16 protein-coding genes are annotated in these 16,715 nt (G+C 67.0%); 5 read left to right on the forward strand and 11 right to left on the reverse strand.

Annotated elements, in window-relative coordinates; translation table 11 throughout:
- The first annotated feature begins 103 nt into the window (after positions 1-103).
- On the forward strand, positions 104-3,559 hold the full coding sequence (locus tag EDC22_RS15285) for a hypothetical protein (protein ID WP_132807550.1): 3,456 nt from the start codon (positions 104-106) through the stop codon (positions 3,557-3,559).
- A gap of 10 nt (positions 3,560-3,569) precedes the next feature.
- Here the strand turns inward: EDC22_RS15285 and grxD are convergent, their stop codons facing one another.
- The 4 genes from grxD to EDC22_RS15305 all read right to left on the reverse strand — a co-directional run bounded on the left by grxD (position 3,570) and on the right by EDC22_RS15305 (position 7,958).
- Complete coding sequence (grxD, locus tag EDC22_RS15290) at positions 3,570-3,902, reverse strand: Grx4 family monothiol glutaredoxin (RefSeq protein WP_132807551.1); 333 nt, start codon at positions 3,900-3,902, stop codon at positions 3,570-3,572.
- 79 nt (positions 3,903-3,981) lie between these two features.
- Positions 3,982-4,218 (reverse strand): BolA family protein, encoded by a 237-nt coding sequence (locus EDC22_RS15295; protein ID WP_132807552.1) that lies wholly within the window; start codon positions 4,216-4,218, stop codon positions 3,982-3,984.
- 22 nt (positions 4,219-4,240) lie between these two features.
- Complete coding sequence (purL, locus tag EDC22_RS15300; protein WP_132807553.1) at positions 4,241-6,460, reverse strand: phosphoribosylformylglycinamidine synthase subunit PurL; 2,220 nt, start codon at positions 6,458-6,460, stop codon at positions 4,241-4,243.
- An 88-nt stretch (positions 6,461-6,548) separates the two neighbouring features.
- Positions 6,549-7,958, reverse strand: a complete 1,410-nt coding sequence (locus tag EDC22_RS15305) for an aminotransferase-like domain-containing protein (protein WP_132807554.1) — start codon at positions 7,956-7,958, stop codon at positions 6,549-6,551.
- Between the two features lie 106 nt (positions 7,959-8,064).
- On the opposite strand from EDC22_RS15305, the gene EDC22_RS15310 reads away from it, so the two are divergent.
- Positions 8,065-8,298, forward strand: coding sequence for a DUF1127 domain-containing protein (locus EDC22_RS15310; protein WP_132807555.1), 234 nt, complete (start codon positions 8,065-8,067; stop codon positions 8,296-8,298).
- A gap of 385 nt (positions 8,299-8,683) precedes the next feature.
- Here EDC22_RS15310 and purQ read toward each other — a convergent pair whose 3' ends face one another.
- From purQ to purC, 3 genes are read right to left on the reverse strand one after another with little or no spacing between them, the layout of a single operon-like run.
- Entirely contained in the window at positions 8,684-9,382 is a 699-nt protein-coding gene (gene purQ, locus EDC22_RS15315) for a phosphoribosylformylglycinamidine synthase subunit PurQ (protein ID WP_132807556.1), read from the reverse strand.
- A 17-nt stretch (positions 9,383-9,399) separates the two neighbouring features.
- Positions 9,400-9,639, reverse strand: a complete 240-nt coding sequence (gene purS / locus EDC22_RS15320; protein ID WP_132807557.1) for a phosphoribosylformylglycinamidine synthase subunit PurS — start codon at positions 9,637-9,639, stop codon at positions 9,400-9,402.
- Between the two features lie 11 nt (positions 9,640-9,650).
- On the reverse strand, positions 9,651-10,415 hold the full coding sequence (purC, locus tag EDC22_RS15325) for a phosphoribosylaminoimidazolesuccinocarboxamide synthase (protein WP_132807558.1): 765 nt from the start codon (positions 10,413-10,415) through the stop codon (positions 9,651-9,653).
- 304 nt (positions 10,416-10,719) lie between these two features.
- Between purC and EDC22_RS15330 the strand changes: the two genes are divergently transcribed.
- Positions 10,720-11,043: a DUF1476 domain-containing protein gene (locus EDC22_RS15330; protein WP_132807559.1), complete on the forward strand. Its 324-nt coding sequence runs from the start codon at positions 10,720-10,722 to the stop codon at positions 11,041-11,043.
- A gap of 15 nt (positions 11,044-11,058) precedes the next feature.
- Positions 11,059-11,832 (forward strand): HpcH/HpaI aldolase family protein, encoded by a 774-nt coding sequence (locus EDC22_RS15335; protein ID WP_132807560.1) that lies wholly within the window; start codon positions 11,059-11,061, stop codon positions 11,830-11,832.
- Between the two features lie 36 nt (positions 11,833-11,868).
- Here the strand turns inward: EDC22_RS15335 and purB are convergent, their stop codons facing one another.
- Genes purB through EDC22_RS15350 form a run of 3 tightly spaced genes read right to left on the reverse strand, consistent with a single transcriptional unit; the run spans position 11,869 to position 14,707 of the window.
- Entirely contained in the window at positions 11,869-13,173 is a 1,305-nt protein-coding gene (gene purB, locus EDC22_RS15340) for an adenylosuccinate lyase (protein ID WP_132807561.1), read from the reverse strand.
- Entirely contained in the window at positions 13,170-13,739 is a 570-nt protein-coding gene (locus EDC22_RS15345) for a hypothetical protein (RefSeq protein ID WP_132807562.1), read from the reverse strand. The genes purB and EDC22_RS15345 overlap by 4 nt, the downstream gene beginning before the upstream one ends.
- Positions 13,739-14,707, reverse strand: coding sequence for a sodium:proton symporter (locus tag EDC22_RS15350; RefSeq protein ID WP_132807563.1), 969 nt, complete (start codon positions 14,705-14,707; stop codon positions 13,739-13,741). The genes EDC22_RS15345 and EDC22_RS15350 overlap by 1 nt, the downstream gene beginning before the upstream one ends.
- Before the next feature lie 29 nt (positions 14,708-14,736).
- On the opposite strand from EDC22_RS15350, the gene EDC22_RS15355 reads away from it, so the two are divergent.
- On the forward strand, positions 14,737-16,071 hold the full coding sequence (locus tag EDC22_RS15355) for an NAD(P)/FAD-dependent oxidoreductase (protein WP_132807564.1): 1,335 nt from the start codon (positions 14,737-14,739) through the stop codon (positions 16,069-16,071).
- Between the two features lie 59 nt (positions 16,072-16,130).
- Here EDC22_RS15355 and EDC22_RS15360 read toward each other — a convergent pair whose 3' ends face one another.
- A complete protein-coding gene (locus tag EDC22_RS15360) occupies positions 16,131-16,616 on the reverse strand; it encodes an Lrp/AsnC family transcriptional regulator (RefSeq protein ID WP_132807565.1) in 486 nt (161 codons plus the stop codon).
- Positions 16,617-16,715 lie beyond the last annotated feature (99 nt).

Here is a 16,715-nt window from a genome sequence, read left to right on the forward strand (position 1 = left end):
CCCGTGTCGAACCGCCGTTCGGCGGCGGCGTTGCGGAGACGACATGGCGGAAGGATATCGCGAGGATGTTGGGCACCGGCGCCCGATTCTGCTCCGATGCCGCGTGTCCTGGCTGCCGGTCATGCTGCTCATGGCGCTCGTCTGGCTGTCGCTCGCGGCCACGGCACGGGCACAGGCACCCGCCCTTCTCGAGGTGGATTCGAGCCGCGGCTTCGCCCGCTTGGTGTTGGTGTTCGAGGACCGGCTTCCGCAGTACCAGCTCAACAGCTCGACGGGGGTCTTGGTCGTCAGCTTCCAGGAACCCGTTGCCCCGGACGTCTCGCGTCTGCCGCAACGCCTTCCCCAGTTCGTCTCGGCCGCTCGTACCGATCCCGATCGACGGGCGCTGCGGCTCGCCTTTGCGAGGCACGTGTCCGTCAATGCGATGGAGGCCGGCGAAAAGCTGTTCATCGACCTCCTGCCAGACAGCTGGGTGGGCGCAGCGCCGGGGCTGCCGCCCGAGGTCGTCGCCGAACTTGCACGCCGCGCGCAGGAGGCCGAAGCGCGGCGGCGCCAGAAGGAGATCCTCGAGCAATACCGCAACTCCAAGCCGGTCGAGCTGCGCATCGCCGGTCTGCCGACCTTCACCCGCTTCGTCTTTGTCTGGGATTCAGTGCCGAACGCCCGCATCGAGCGTTCGGCGACCCGGGTGAGGCTGCAGTTCGACCGGGGCGCGCGGATTGATCTGGCTGGCTACGAGTCGCGGCTGCCTGCCTATGTGTACGGCATCAGCTCCTCGCTGTCGGAGGAGGGGCTGGAGATCGTTTTCGAGGTCGACCCGCAGGCTCCGGTGCGGGGCTTCCGGGAAGATTCGACCTATGTGGTCGACATCACCATGCCGGACGTTGCGGCGGGCACCTTCGGCGGCGCTCTGCAGCCGCTCGAGGAGATCAGGGTGGAGCCCGCGACCGATTCCGGTGCACCGCGGACCGTGCCGGACAGGATCACCGGCAAGCACGATCCTCGCAAGGAGTACGCCGACACCGAGGCCGAGGGATTGCCGGCGCGGTCTGACCAGTCCGGGCCGCCCGCTGTTGCCGCCCAGCTTCCCGAGGTGGCGCCGGACCAGGCGGAGGTGTCACCGTCGGCAACGGCAGACGCCGCCGCGGATGCGGAGCCGGTCGTTCCGGAGGATTTCGACGGGGATGTCGTGCGTGCCGAGGCCCGGCGCTTCGGCACCAGCATCCGATTGGCGTTGCCGTTCAGCGTTCCGACGAACGCTGCGGTGTTCGAGCGGGCGGGCGCGCTGTGGGCGGTATTCGATACAGCGACGATGATCGACGTGCAGCTGCTGCGGGAGAATCTCGTCGGCATTGCCCGGCGGGTGGAGTCCTGGCGGGACGGTCCGGTTTCGGTCCTGCGTCTCGACCTCGCGGCGCCGATGACGAGTTCGGTGGCCACCGAGGAGACGACATGGCTGATCACGCTCGGCGACTCGCTGCTGGAGCCGACCCTGCCGATGGAACTGCACCGGGCGAGCGATGAGACTGGCAATGCCGAGGTCAGGATCGCGTTTGCAGGAGCGTCCGGCCCCTTCCGCCTGCGCGACAGGGACACGGGCGACAGCATTCTGATCGCGACCGGACCTGCCCCGGCGCGAAACCTGGTCAAGCCATTCCAGTTCGTCGAGTTCACGGCGTTGCAGTCGGTTCACGGCGTGGCGATCAGCCCGAAGGTGGACGACCTTGCGCTCGAAATCGACGCCGAGGAAGTGCGCGTCAGGCGCCCGTCGCGGGGACTCGCGCTGTCGGAGTATTCCCGTTCCTACGCGCCGCACGTGGCCGCAGATTCAGACGACGGACGTCCGGGCTTCGTCAATGTGCTCGACGGCGCCCTCGATCCGGGCGCCGTCTACAAGATCCTCTCGAAGGCCCAACGCGAGGCAGCGGCTGCGCCCGAGATCGAACGCACCCGAGCGCGGATGCGGCTGGCGCGGGCGTTGCTGGCGTCGGATCTGGGCGCCGAGGCGATCGGCCAGCTGACGCTGGTCGCACAGGATGATCCGGCGATGCAGCGCGAGCCGTCCTTTCATGCGCTGCGCGGCATCGGGATGGTGATGCTCGGCCGGTCCGACGAAGCCATTCGAGACTTCAATACGTTCGGACTCGGTCAGAGCTCGGACATCGCCCTGTGGAGAGGGTTGGCCGAGGTCGAGCGCGGCAACTGGCAGGCGGCCCACGAGGCGTTCATGGCAGGGAATCCGGCGCTGCCGAGTTATGCCCGCGACCGGCAGCGCCAGTTCCGGATCGGTGCCGTCCGCGCCGCGCTGGGTGTCGGCGATATCGCCACGGCGACGATCCGCCTAGCGGAACTGAGCGCCGGTGCGGAAACCGGTGATCTCGAACTGAACCTTCTGCAGGCGCGTCTGGCCGCGGCGCTGGGGCAGACGGAGATCGCGCTGCAGACGTTTGACGCGGTCGCAGCGGGCGACAGCCGGAAGCTGGCCGCCGAGGCGCAGCTGTTGAAGGCGGAATTGCAGCGCGCGTCCGTGGAGCAAGGCGACACAGAGGCGATGATCCGCGATCTGGAAAGGCTGGCGATGAGCTGGCGCGGCGACGAGATCGAATTGCGGGCGCTGCGGTTGCTGGCGAACCTGCATGCGGAGCGGGGGGAATACTACCGCGCCTTCGAGCTGATGAAGTCCGCAACGCTGGCCAATTCGGAGTCGCCTACGACCCGGGCCCTGCAGGACGAGATGAATCTCGTGTTCCAGGACCTGTTCCTCGGTCCTCAGGCCGCACGGTTGGCGCCCATCGACGCGCTGGCGCTCTACTACGACTTCCGGGAGCTGACGCCGATCGGTGCCAAGGGCGACGAGATCATCCGCGCCCTGGCGAACCGCATGATCGAAGTCGATCTGCTCAATCAGGCCGCCGATCTTCTCGCCTACCAGGTCGACCACCGTCTGCGCGGGGCGGCGCGCGCGCAGGTCGCAGCCCGTCTCGCCTGGGTGCTGCTCATGAACCATCGACCGACGGAGGCGCTCAACGTGCTGGCACGCACCCGGCAGGCCGTCCTGCCGCGCACCATCCTGCATCAGCGCATCTTGCTGGAGGCGCGTGCCATGGCGGAGACCGGACGCACCGAACTTGCCCTCGATCTGCTGTCATCGATCGAGGGCGAGGACGTCGATGCTGCCCGGGCCGACGTGCTGTGGAAGGCGGAAATGTGGCAGCCCGCCGCCGAAGCATTCGAGCGGCTGCTGGACGATGCGTGGTCAACGCCGCAGCCCCTCGATGCCGAGCAGCGCACCCAGGTTCTCCGCGCCGCGATCGGCTATGCGCTGGCCAAGGATCAGCTCGGTCTCGACCGGTTCCGCACGAAGTTTCTGGCGAAGATGGCCGAGAGTCCGGACGCTCACGCCTTCGAGGTTCTGACGCAGCCGCTGACAGCCGATGCCACCGAATTCGCGGAACTGGTGCGCAAGGTGGCCGCGGTCGACACCCTGACGGCCTTTCTGGAAGCCTATCGCAAGCGTTACGAGGCCGCCGAGACGGACCCCGACGCGCCGCAAAGCTGACGGCGATCGCTCATGCCGTCTGGATGGCGATGCCGCGCTCCTCGAACAGCTGCTGAAGCTCGCCAGCCTGGAACATCTCGCGGACGATATCGCAACCGCCGATGAACTCGCCCTTCACGTAGAGCTGCGGGATCGTCGGCCAGTTCGAGTAGTCCTTGATGCCCTGGCGCAGCTCCGGATCGTCAAGCACGTTGATGCCCTTGTAGGGTACGCCGACGTAATCGAGGATCTGGACCACCTGGCCGGAGAAGCCGCACTGCGGGAAGGTCGGCGTTCCCTTCATGAACAGCACGACAGGGTTTTCCTTGACCTCGGCATCTATGCGTTCGCGTATGCTGGTCATGTCATCGTCCTTTCGTTGTGGCAGGAGGGCCGCCGTTGCGGTGCGCGATCCGGGGCCGTCTGATCGTCTGGAGGAGTCCTCAGGAGTCGGGAGCGCTGGTCTGCAAGGCAAGCGCATGCAGCGCCCCGCCCATCGAGCCGCGCAGCGCCTCGTAGACCATCTGATGCTGCTGCACGCGGGACTTTCCTCGGAACTGCTCGGAGACGACGGTCGCCGCATAGTGGTCGCCATCGCCGGCCAGATCCCGGATCGTTACCTGCGCATCCGGAATGTGGCTGCGTATCAGGTGTTCGATCTCGCGTGCATCCATCGGCATGAGTCGCCCCAGCGTCCGTTGTTCACCCGACCGTCTCACCTGCCATATAGGCCGGGAACCACCGCTCATGGCAAGAGCGCAGCACATCCAGATAGATTGGGTCGTGGCCGGCCAAGGTCAACGCGTCGCCGCCGGTGGTGCCGAGCTGCAGGAGCGGGACGCCTAGCTGGGCCGCCTGCTCGCGGATTCCCTCGAGCGCGCCGGCGGCGGCGGCGATTACATAGCGTGCCTGGTCCTCACCGAACAGGAAGGCATGCTCGGGAATCCCCTCGGCCATGGCGTAGATCGCCGCGCCGCGATTACCCGCGAGCGCCATCTCGGCCAGCGCCACCACCAGACCGCCGTCCGAGCAGTCGTGGACGGCAGTGACGCGCCCCTCGGCGATCAGTCGGCGCACGAAATCGCCGTTGCGCCGCTCGGCGGCGAGATCGACCGGCGGCGGCGGGCCGTCCTCGCGGCCGAGAACTTCGCGCAGGTAGATCGACTGGCCAAGATGCCCCGCCGTCGTGCCGACGAGCAGGATCGTCTCGCCGTCGGCCTTGAAGCCGATCGAGGCAGAACGCTCGAAATCCGCGAGCAGCCCGACGCCGCCGATCGCCGGCGTCGGCAGGATCGCGGTGCCGGAGGTCTCATTGTAGAGCGAGACATTGCCCGAAACGACCGGGAAGTCTAGCGCCGCACAGGCTTCGGCCATGCCCGAGATGCAGCCGACCAGCTGGCCCATGATCTCGGGCCGCTCGGGGCTGCCGAAGTTGAGGCAGTCGGTGATGGCCAGCGGCGTGGCGCCGACCGCGGTGAGGTTGCGCCAGGCCTCCGCGACCGCCTGCTTGCCGCCCTCGAAGGGATCGGCCTCGCAGTAGCGCGGAGTGACGTCGAGGGTAAGCGCCAGCCCCTTGGGCCCATCCTCGATCCGCACGACGGCGGCATCGCCGCCCGGGCGCTGGTGTGTGTTGCCGAGAATCAGGTGATCGTATTGCTCCCACACCCAGCGCCGAGAGCAGAGATCGGGGCAGCCGACCAGCTTGAGCACGGCCTCGGGAAGCGAGTTCGGCGCCGGAATGGTGTCCGGATCGAGCGGCGCTGAGGGCGGAGTCGGCAGCCATGGCCGGTCGTAGACCGGGGCCATGTCGCCCAGCTCCATGATCGGCAGGTTGGCCATGACCTCGCCGTGGTGGGTGACGACGAAGCGGCGGGTGTCGGTGGTGTGGCCGATGATCGCGAAATCGAGGTCCCACTTCTCGAAAATCCGTCTGGCGACGGCTTCCTTGCCGGGGCGCAGAACCATCAGCATGCGCTCCTGGCTCTCCGACAGCATCATCTCGTAGGCGCTCATCCCGCGTTCGCGGCACGGAACATTGTCGAGGTCGAGCTCGATGCCGAGGCCACCCTTGGCACCCATCTCGACCGCGGAACAGGTAAGGCCGGCCGCGCCCATGTCCTGGATGGCGATCACCGCGTCGGTCGCCATCAGCTCGAGGCAGGCTTCCAGCAGGAGCTTCTCCGAGAACGGGTCGCCGACCTGCACGGTCGGGCGCTTCGCCTCGGCATCCTCGCCGAACTCGGCCGATGCCATGGTGGCGCCGTGGATACCGTCGCGGCCGGTCTTGGAGCCGAGATAGACGATCGGATTGCCGACGCCGGTGGCGGCCGCATAGAAGATCGAGTCGGTGCGGGCGATGCCCACAGCGAAGGCGTTGACGAGGATGTTGCCGTTGTAGCGGGGATGGAAATTGACCTCGCCGCCGACGGTCGGAACGCCGAAGGAATTGCCGTAACCGCCGATGCCGGCGACGACCCCGGCGACCAGATGGCGGGTGCGGGGATGCGCCGGATCGCCGAATCTGAGCGCGTTGAGGGCAGCGATCGGTCGCGCACCCATGGTGAAGACATCGCGCAGGATGCCGCCGACCCCGGTCGCCGCGCCCTGGTAGGGCTCGATGAAGGAGGGGTGGTTGTGGCTCTCCATCTTGAAGACCACGGCCAGCCCGTCGCCGATGTCGACCACGCCCGCGTTCTCGCCGGGGCCCTGGATCACCTGCGGACCTGTCGTCGGCAGTCTCCTCAGCCAGATCTTGGAGGACTTGTAGGAACAGTGCTCGTTCCACATGGCCGAGAAGATGCCGAGCTCCGTGAATGTCGGCTCGCGACCGATCAGGTCGAGAATGCGCTGGTACTCGTCGGGCTTGAGGCCGTGCTCTGCGACGAGTTCCGGGGTGATGCGGATGTCGTTGGGGATCGTCATGCTACCGATGGGTCCGGGTTCGCGCCGAGGCCGGCGATACAGCACCGCGCACGGAAAATCACCGAAAAAAGGCGAAACGGCGGGTCGCTCAGCCGAACCGGTCGTAGGCCGCGACCTCGCTGTCGAGCAGCGCCCGCAGCTTGGTGAATCCGCCGGCCAGTGCCTCGCGGGGTGGACTGGAGAAGCCGATCCGCACCCGGTGGAAGCTGCATTCGGTGCGCACGGCCTTGAATTCGTCCTCGTCGTCGATGAGGACTCCCTCGTTGGCGGCGGCCTGCTTGAATGTCGCCGACAGCCACGGCTCGGGCAGCTTCATCCAGACGAACGGGGCACGCGGGTGGGAGGCGACGTCGAAGCCGCCGAAGATCTCGCTTGCCATTGCCGCGCGCGCCTCGATCTCCGCGCATACCCTCGCGCGGATGGCGGCGGCCTCGCCGGACAGGACGAGACGGGCAGCAAGTTCGGCGAGGAGGAACGGCTTGCCGCCGGAAATCATCCGGTAGGTGGTCAGGACGCGCGAGGCCAGGTTGGGCGGGCAGGCGACCCAGCCGCCGCGGAAGCCGGCGGCGACCGCCTTGGACAGCCCGCCGACGTGGAAGGTCCGCTCCGGAGCCAGCGCGGCGAAGGACAGGGGGTGCTCGTCGAGCAACGCGGCATAGATTGCATCCTCGATCAGCCAGACATTGTAGCGCCGGGCGATCCCGACGATCTCGCGCCGGCGGGCCTCCGGCATCGTCACCAGGGTGGGATTGTGCAGGCACGGCATCATGAAGATGGCCTTGGGATGCATCTGCGCACAAAGCCGGTCGAAATCCGCCGGATCGACACCCTCGGCATCGGTCTCGACGGCGACTGAACGCCGGCCGATGAGTTCGACGCTGCGCGCGACGTGGGAATAGGTGAGATGCTCGAACACGATACGGTCGCCGGGCCCGGCGATTGCGGCGACGATCGCCAGGATGGCGGCATGGACGCCGAGCGTCGGGACGATCGTCGCCGCCTCGGGTTGCCAGTCGGCCGTGGCGAGCCATCGCTGGCCGGCCTCCAGCCAGTTGGATGGAATGCGTCGGGTGTAGCCGACGATCTCGGCGGGGTGATCGCGGGCGATCTCGGCAGCGAGCCGGCCGAATACCAGCGACTGGCCGACATCCGGGGCCGCCGTGCTGTCGAGCATCAGCTTGTCGGACGTGACGAAGTGCGGGCGCGAGCCTTCGAATGTCCCGGTCTGCGTCGCGCTGTCGCCGGGTGAGACGTCCTTGCCACGCACGAAGGTCCCGCGTCCGATCTCGCCGCTGACCAGACCGCGCTCGCGCAGCACGGAATAGGCGCGCCCGACAGTGCCGATCGTTACGCCGAGGTCGAAGGCAAGGTTGCGCTGCGGCGGCAGTCTGGCGCCGGGCTGCAGGAGGCCGGCGCCGATGTCGGCCTCGATCCTGTCGGCGAGGCGCAGATAGATCGGGCCACGTCCGTCAGTGATGTCCGGCAACCAATTTGTCATGGTGACAATTATCTATATTGATTGAGCGTTCGAGTCAATGCGATAGGAGCAATCGAAGCACTCTCACGGCTTAAGGGTGTGAATGTAGGTTCCAAGGCAATATGTCATGGGTGCAATTGCAGCAATCCCCGAAGCAGTCACGCAGACCCTGAGGTCGGTCGACAGAGCGTTCAAAAACTCCGTCGCCGTCATGATTGCCGGCGTCTCCTGGCTCGAAAGGCAACTCGAGCGACGCCGCAGCCGCATCGCGCTGATGGAGCTGTCCGACGAACTGCTCAAGGATATCGGCCTGTCGCGCGCCGATGCCCATCGCGAGGCTGCCCGTCCATTCTGGGATTGAATCCGAAGCGGGTAGGAACAATCGGTTCGATTCCCGCCGAATTGGCTTTGCCCCGGGGCGATCCACAATCGGTGCGAGACCCGTCGTCCCGGCTATGGGGAAGCGAAGAGGCTGGATCGGGGCGCAAGCCGCTGGCCGATGGGGCCTGCCGATCCCGGATCGGCTTCGCCGTCCAGGATGACGGATGTCAGGGGGCGTCAGTCGCCACTCGGCGCCTGCGGGATCGCGACCGGGGCTGACAGGTGTTGATGCTGCGACCGTACGGCAGCGCCCGACCCGGTAACCCGGCCGGTAATCGCGGCAGGACAACCCCAAACGGTACCGGATGATGGCAGCCACCACGCCAAGCCAGCGGATCACGCTGCCGGAGTGCGCAACCCGCCAGTCAGGCTGCCGGCTCCAGTGCCGCGACCATGCTCTCGAACAGGCCGAGGCCGTCTGACGAGCCCTGGGCGGGTTCGATGGCGTCCTCGGGATGGGGCATCATGCCCAGCACGTTGCCGCGTTCGTTGATGATGCCGGCGATGTTGCCGATCGAGCCGTTCGGATTGGCCTCGGGCAGGACTTCGCCCGCTGCGGTGGCGTAGCGAAAGACGACCCGGCCCTCGCCGTCGAGCCGGGCGATGGTATCGGCATCGGCGAAGTAGTTGCCGTCGCCATGCGCGACCGGTACCCGGATGGTCTGGCCCTCGCAGTAGGCGCCGGTGAAGCGTGTAGCGGCCGTCTCGACGCGCAGATGCACGTCGCGGCAGAGGAACTTCAGATGCGCATTGCGCATCAGGGCGCCGGGCAGCAGGCCGCTCTCGGTCAATACCTGGAAGCCGTTGCAGACCCCAAGCACCATCGTGCCGGCGTTAGCTCTGGCGACGACGTCGCGCATGATCGGCGAGCGGGCGGCGATTGCTCCGCAGCGCAGATAGTCGCCGTAGGAGAAGCCGCCCGGAATGACCACCAGGTCGACCGCGGGCAGGGTGGTCTCCTTGTGCCAGACGATCACCGGCTCGACGCCACTCGCGCGCTTCAGCGCGCGCGCCATGTCGCGCTCGCGATTGATGCCGGGGAACAGGACGATGGCGGATCGCATGGGGACCGGTCGAATCTTCAGACCAGCTCGACGGAGTAGTTCTCGATCACGGTGTTGGCGAGCAGCTTCTCGCACATCGCCTCGACCTCGGCCTGAGCGGCGACGCGGTCGGTCGTGGCGAGTTCGAGTTCGATCAACTTGCCCTGGCGGACATCCTCGACGCCCGAGAAGCCGAGCGAGCCGAGCGCATGCTGGATCGCCTTGCCCTGCGGATCGAGAACGCCGTTCTTCAGCGTGATGGTGACGCGCGCCTTCATGACAGGCCCGCCTACTGGACCAGCACCGGACCGCGCGGCACGTTAGGCTCGTTGCCGATCATGATGCCGAGCCTGCGGGCGACTTCCTGATAGGCCTCGACGAGGCCGCCCATGTCGCGGCGGAAGCGGTCCTTGTCGAGCTTGTCGCCAGACTGGATGTCCCACAGCCGGCAGGAATCCGGACTGATCTCGTCGGCCAGGATGATGCGCATCATCTCGCCCTCGTAAAGCCGGCCGAACTCCACCTTGAAATCGACGAGGCGGATGCCTACACCGAGGAACAGGCCGGTCAGGAAGTCGTTGATCCTGAGGGCCAGCGCCATGATGTCGTCGATCTCCTGAGGGCTCGCCCATCCGAAGGCAGTCACGTGCTCCTCGGAAACCATCGGATCGCCGAGCTCATCGTTCTTGTAATAGAACTCGATGATCGAGCGCGGCAGCTGAGTGCCCTCTTCCATGCCGAGCCGCTGCGCCAGCGAGCCGGCGGCGACGTTCCGGACGACCACCTCGAGCGGGATGATCTCAACCTCGCGAATCAGTTGCTCACGCATGTTCAGGCGGCGGATGAAGTGCGTGGGCACCCCGATGTCATTGAGATGCTGGAAAATGAACTCGGAGATGCGGTTGTTGAGCACGCCCTTGCCCTCGATCTGGGCGTGCTTCTTCTTGTTGAACGCTGTGGCGTCGTCCTTGAAGTGCTGAACGAGCGTTCCCGGCTCGGGGCCCTCGTAAAGGATCTTGGCCTTGCCCTCGTAGACTCTGCGGCGGCGGTTCATTCGGATCAGACCTGTCATAGGGAGAAAGCGGCGCCTCGATGAGCATGCGTCGCGTGACCGAGAATAGACGACAACACGCGATTGCGCACGATGATGCTGTCCGCACGGGAAAACGCGCGCAAACTATCCGATCCGTCCTGCCAACACAACGCGCCTGCGAAGGCGGCTGTCGGCGAAACCGGATGCGCATCGGGTCCATGCCGGCGACTGTTGATTTGGTGATCCGCGCCGGGTATGCAAGCCGCGATCGCCATGCCGCGCGACTACGCCGGCGCGCGGCGCGCCTGCCACGAGGAATCGTACCATGTCCGAGTTCGAACAGCGCAGGAAGGGCTTCGAGGAGAAGTTCGCGCATGACGAGGAACTGCGCTTCAAGGCCAATGCCCGCCGCAATCGCCTGCTCGGCATGTGGGCGGCCCAGAAGATGGGTCTGAGCGGCGATGCCGCGGAAGCCTATGCCAAGGAAGTCGTCATGGCCGATTTCGAGGAGGCCGGCGACGAGGACGTGTTCCGCAAGATCCGCAAGGATTTCGATGCGCACGGCGTCGACCAGTCCGATCATCAGATTCGGCGGACGATGGACGAACTGCTGGCGACGGCGATGGAGCAGCTGCAGCGGGAAGGCTGACCCGGGACGCCGGCGGTGCACCTTCGATTCCTGGCCGATCGGCTGCGCGCCGGCGAGACGGTGTTCTGCGGCTGGTCGGCGCTGACCGATCCGCTCGCCGCCGAGGCGATGGCCCGCACCGGTTTTGATGCCGTCTGCCTCGATATGCAGCACGGCTTTCACGACGTCCAGTCGCTGCGCGGCGGGCTGACGGGCATCGTCGCCGCCGGTGCTTCCCCTGTGCTCAGGGTTCCCTTCGGCGGACTGCCCGAGGTCGGGCGCGGCCTCGATCTCGGCTTCGAGGTGGTGATCTGCCCGATGATCGACAGCGAGAGCGACGCCATTGCCTTCGCGCGCGCCGCCAAGTATCCGCCTCTCGGCGGGCGCAGTTGGGGGCCGGCGCGGGCGATGATGCTGACCGGCAGCAGCAAGGAAGCCTTCCTGCAGACAGCCAACCGGCGGACGCTCGCCTTCGCGATGGTCGAGACCCGCGAGGCGCTCGGACAGCTCGACCGCATTCTGGCAGTGGAAGGAATCGACGGGGTGTTCGTCGGGCCCAGCGACCTGTCGATCTCGCTGGCGCAGGGGACGTCGATCGGGCCTGGTGTCGAAGGCCTGGCCGAGGCCATCAAGATGGTCGCGCAGCGCGCAGCAGCGCACGGGCGCATCGCAGGTGCCTTCGCCCAGACGCGCGAGGACGCGCTCGCCTATGCGGCGGCGGGATACCGGTTCATCGCCACCGGACCGGACCTCCAGTTGCTTGCCGCTGCCGCCGCTGACCTGATCCGCAGCCTGCGGAACCCGACCTGAGCCCGCGCCGGGCCCGCGGTCCCGGGGGCGCCGCCCTCAGGCACCGAACACGCGGGCGAAGATCGTGTCGACGTGCTTGAAGTGATAGTCGAGGTCGAACAGCGCCTCGAGCTCGGATTCCGGAATCAGCCGAATCACTTCGGGATCGTTCTTCAGGAAATCCAGGAACCGGCCCTCGCCAGCCCAGACCTTCATGGCGTTGCGCTGGACCACCCGATAGGCGTCCTCGCGGCTCATGCCGGCTTGGGTCAGCGCCAGCAGGACGCGCTGTGAGTGGACGAGGCCGCCGAGCAGATCGAGATTGCGCTGCATCCTGTCCGGATAGACCACCAGACGGTCGACGATCGAGGTCGCCCGGACCAGCGCGAAGTCGAGCGTCACCGTGGCGTCCGGGCCGATCATCCGCTCGACGGAGGAATGCGAGATGTCCCGCTCATGCCACAGCGCGACGTTCTCCAGCGCCGGCGTGACATAGGCGCGCACCATGCGGGCGAGGCCGGTGAGGTTCTCGGACAGCACGGGATTGCGCTTGTGCGGCATCGCCGACGAGCCCTTCTGTCCTGGCGAGAAGTACTCTTCCGCCTCGAGGACCTCGGTGCGCTGGAGATGGCGGATCTCGGTCGCCAGGCGTTCAAGCGAGGAGGCGACGATGCCGAGTGCGGCGAAGAAGGCTGCATGGCGGTCGCGCGGGATCACCTGCGTGGACACCGGCTCGGGCTTCAGCCCCAGTCTCGCGGCGACCCGCTCCTCGATGTCGGGGGCGACATTGGCGAATGTGCCGACGGCTCCCGACAGCGCACAGGTAGCGATTTCCTCGCGAGCAGCGACGAGCCGTGCCCGTGCGCGCTGGAACTCGGCATGGAAGCCGGCGAGCTTGACACCGAACGTTGTCGGCTCGGCGTGGATGCCGTGACTGCGGCCGATCGTCGGGGTCAGCTTGTGCTCGAAGGCGCGCCGCTTCAGCGCCGCGAGCAGGCCATCGACATCGGCGATGAGCAGGTCGCTGGCCTTGGTCAACTGCAGCGCCAAGGAGGTATCGAGTACGTCCGAGGAGGTCATGCCGAGATGCACGTAGCGCGCTTCGGGCCCGATGCATTCGGCCAGATGCGTCAGGAAGGCGATGACGTCGTGTTTCACCTCGCGCTCGATCTCCTCGATGCGCGCGACGTCGAAGACGGCGGCATCGCCCTTCTCGCGGATCGTGCGGGCGGCCTCGGGCGGCACCAGCCCGGTCTCGGCCATTGCCTCGGCGGCAGCTGCCTCGATCTCGAACCAGAGGCGGAAACGGGTTTCAGGCGCCCAGATGGAAACCATCTCCGGGCGCGAATAGCGCGGGATCATTGCTGGTCCGGGGTGCTGTGGTCGGTCAGGGTCTGTCTATCAGAGCGCGACGGCCGCCTCAACGCGGCAGGCTGCACGAAGCCATAGGCGAGTGCCAGCACCAATCCGGCAATCGGCCCGAAGGGCAGGTAGAGCCGCAGGCCGTGGGCTGCGAACAGCACCAGCGTCGCGATGCCGGTCCAGGCGAGCTGGTGGAAGCCGACCTCCGTCCAGATCGGCTGGAACCCGACCGGATAGGTCTGGCGGTAGATCAGCGAGAAGACGGCGGCGCTGGCCAGCGGTCCGAGCGAGAACAGCAGCAGCGCCATGCCGATCGCGCGGCCCTTGCGCTGCAGGCGCGGCAGCAGTGTGTCGAGGGAAATTGCCGCCAGACCGACCACGACGGCTGGCGGCAGCGCCAGGACGGCCAGCGCGATCGCGGTCCTCGGCAGGAGACCAAAGCCCCGTTGCCAGAGCCCGAGACCAACCGCAGCGAGGCCCATCAGCGCCGCCAGCCCGCTCCAGGCCAGCGCCGGGCGGATGGCCGCGCGCAGCCGCTTATGCCACCGGGGAATGCTGTCGCCCATCACGCTGCCGATCCGCCGCCGGGTGCGGCCAGGAGACGCCGCACGACCGGCTTCATCAGCAGCGGCAGGAGATAGATCGGCACCTGCGCGACGGCGAAATAGACCCAGCTCACCTCGGGGATCGCCCCGGTCAGCGCGGCCGCCATCAACGCCATGTTGCGGTTGCCGGAGGAAACGGCGACGGTGAGCGCGGTGCTGCGCCCGGCGAGTCGGAACGCGCCGAACGACAGGGTCATGACGGCGAGTGCCATTCCGAACGCGACGACCAGGCAGAACAGGATCAGCCCGGGATCGCTGACCAGCCGCGCCGCCACCCCATCCATGATCGCGACGGCGAAGGCGAACAGCAGCAGGACGTTGAGGCCGTCGAAGACGTTGCCGGAGCGCTCGATGCGCTCGCCGCCGAGCAGGCGGCGGACGACGGCTGCCACCGCCACCGAGCCGGCCAGCAGCATGGCGAGGCGGATCGCCAGATCAAGCGCCGAAATCGGCAGCATGTCGCCCAGGATGATCTGCGCGGCCGCGGGGCAGAGGATCGGCGTGGCTACCATTGCGGCGACCAGGACGGTCAGGCTGAGCGCCCCGTCGAGGTCGAGCAGGTAGGTGAAGGCCGGCGACGACATGATCGGCGGCGCGATCGCCATCAGCACGATGGCCGCCGCAATGCCGGGATCGGTCTCGACAAGCCCCGTCGCCCAGACCGCGAGCCCGACCGCGGCCGGAAGCATCAGCATCATCCAGACGACGACGAGCAGCACCAATCCGCCCGCGCGCAGCCGCGCCTTGAGCGCTCCGAGGTCGACGCGGGCGAAGGCGACCACAAGCAGCAGGAAAACGGCGTAGGGAATGGTCGGCTTCATCACCGCCGACAGCGGCGGCACCGCCATGCCGACGACGAGCGACAGCGCAACTGCCCGGGTACCCTGGGCGCCGATCCAGTCGATCGCGGCGATGACGGGGCGGATCATGCGGGCGTGGATCCCGGTCGTGGTTTGATATGGCCGGTCGAACTGGATTGGCGCGGCCGTACGCGATAGTGCTACGAAGTTCCCTCCATATGCGAACCGTTCGGACCGGAAAAGCCAGAGTGACCGCCAAAGCCGACATTGTCGTCGTGGGCGCCGGCATCGTGGGGGTGTCGGCCGCCATTCACCTCGCTCGGCGCGGCCGCCGCGTCAGGCTGCTCGACAGGCGCGAGCCGGGGGAGGAGACCTCGTACGGCAATGCCGGGGTGATCGAGGGCGGGACCTATGTGCCGATGGCGATGCCCTTCAGTCCAGCCGAGCTGATGCGATATGCCTGTAACGATCGCCCCGAGATGCGTTTCCACTGGCGCTTCCTGCCGACGATCATGCCGTGGCTGGTCAGGCTTGCGCTCAACTCGACCGAGGCGAAGCTGCGGCGCAATGGCGGGGCGGTGATGGCGCTGCTCGCCCATGCAATCGGCGAGCACAAGTCGCTGATGCGCGAGGCCGGCGCCGAGGGATTCCTGCGCGAGACCGGCTGGATACGGCTCTACCGCTCGGAGAAGGGCTATGCGGGCGGCGAACTGGAACGACGGATCGCCCGCGAGGGCGGATTCGGCTATACCGCGATGACGCGTGACGAGACGCTGGAACTGGAACCTCAGTTGACCGGCGACTTCTATCGCGCCGACCATTGGCACGATATCGCTTCGCTGAGCGATCCTGGGCGCGTGACGAAGGCTTATGCCTCGCTCCTCATGCGTTACGGAAGCGACTTCGTGCGCGGTGAGGTGCGCCGTCTGGTGCCGGTTGACGGTGGCTGGCGCGTCGAGATCGGCGACGGCGCGCTGGTTGCCGGCGAGGTGGTCGTCGCCGCCGGGCCGTGGTCGATGGACCTCCTTTGCCCGCTCGGCTACCGGCTGCCATTCGCAGTCAAGCGAGGCTATCACACCCACTATCGTCCGGCCGGCAATGCCACGCTCGGCCGGCCGGTGGTCGACAGCGCCTATGGCTACTGCATGACGCCGATGTTGCGCGGCATCCGCATCACGACCGGCGTGGAGTTCGCAGACCGCGACGCGCCGCCCACCCCGTCGCAGGTAAAGGCGGTCGAGCCCCATGCCCGTGAGCTGTTTCCCCTCGGCGAGATGGTCGATGACGAACCTTGGATGGGCCGCCGTCCGTGCTTCCCCGACACGTTGCCGGTCGTCGGCCCTGCGCCGCGCCACAGGGGATTGTGGCTCGACTTCGGGCATGCCCATCTCGGCATGACGCTCGGCCCCATCACCGGCCGGCTGCTGGCCGAGCTCATGACCGGCGAGACACCGGTGGTCGATCCGGCACCATATGCCGCGACCCGTTTCTGAGGAGGCAGTTCGGGGAGAGGCAGTGACGGTGCGTGCAGGCGGGCATGCCCCCCCCCCCGTCAATCGTCCCAGACCGGCAGCTCGGTGGTGTCCTTCGAGGTAGCGATGACGATGCGCGACTGCACGTCCGAAACCATCTCCTGGTCGAGCAGCCTGTAACGCAGGAACTCGTCATAGGCGCTCATGTCCTCGACGACGACCTTGATCAGGTAGTCGACCGCGCCCGTCACCCGCTCGCAGAACAGCACCTCCGGCCAGGTTGCCACCAGGCGGTCGAAGGCCTCCATGTTGGCCCGGCTCGGCAGCGCCAGCTTGACGAAGGCATAGGCGACGAAATCGAGCCCCAGCAGACGCCGGTCGAGCAATGCCACCGTCTGTCTGATCACGCCCGCGTCCTTCAGCCGCTTGATCCGCCGCCAGCACGGCGTCTGCGACATGCCCACCGCCTTGGCGATCTCCGCGACGGGGCGCGACGCATCGCGCTGGAGTTCGCGCAGGATCCGGATGTCTCCGGCATCGAGTGAGATTCTTGCGGATCTGGCCATTATCGGGAAACGTTCATTCCAGTTACGGCGCTTTCCTCAACACAATAGCACGAACCTTCCGATGCGTTGCGACATAATGATCCCAGGGAGCGTCGGTGC

It is taken from the genome of Tepidamorphus gemmatus (genome assembly GCF_004346195.1).
In the GTDB taxonomy this organism is placed as follows: domain Bacteria; phylum Pseudomonadota; class Alphaproteobacteria; order Rhizobiales; family Tepidamorphaceae; genus Tepidamorphus; species Tepidamorphus gemmatus.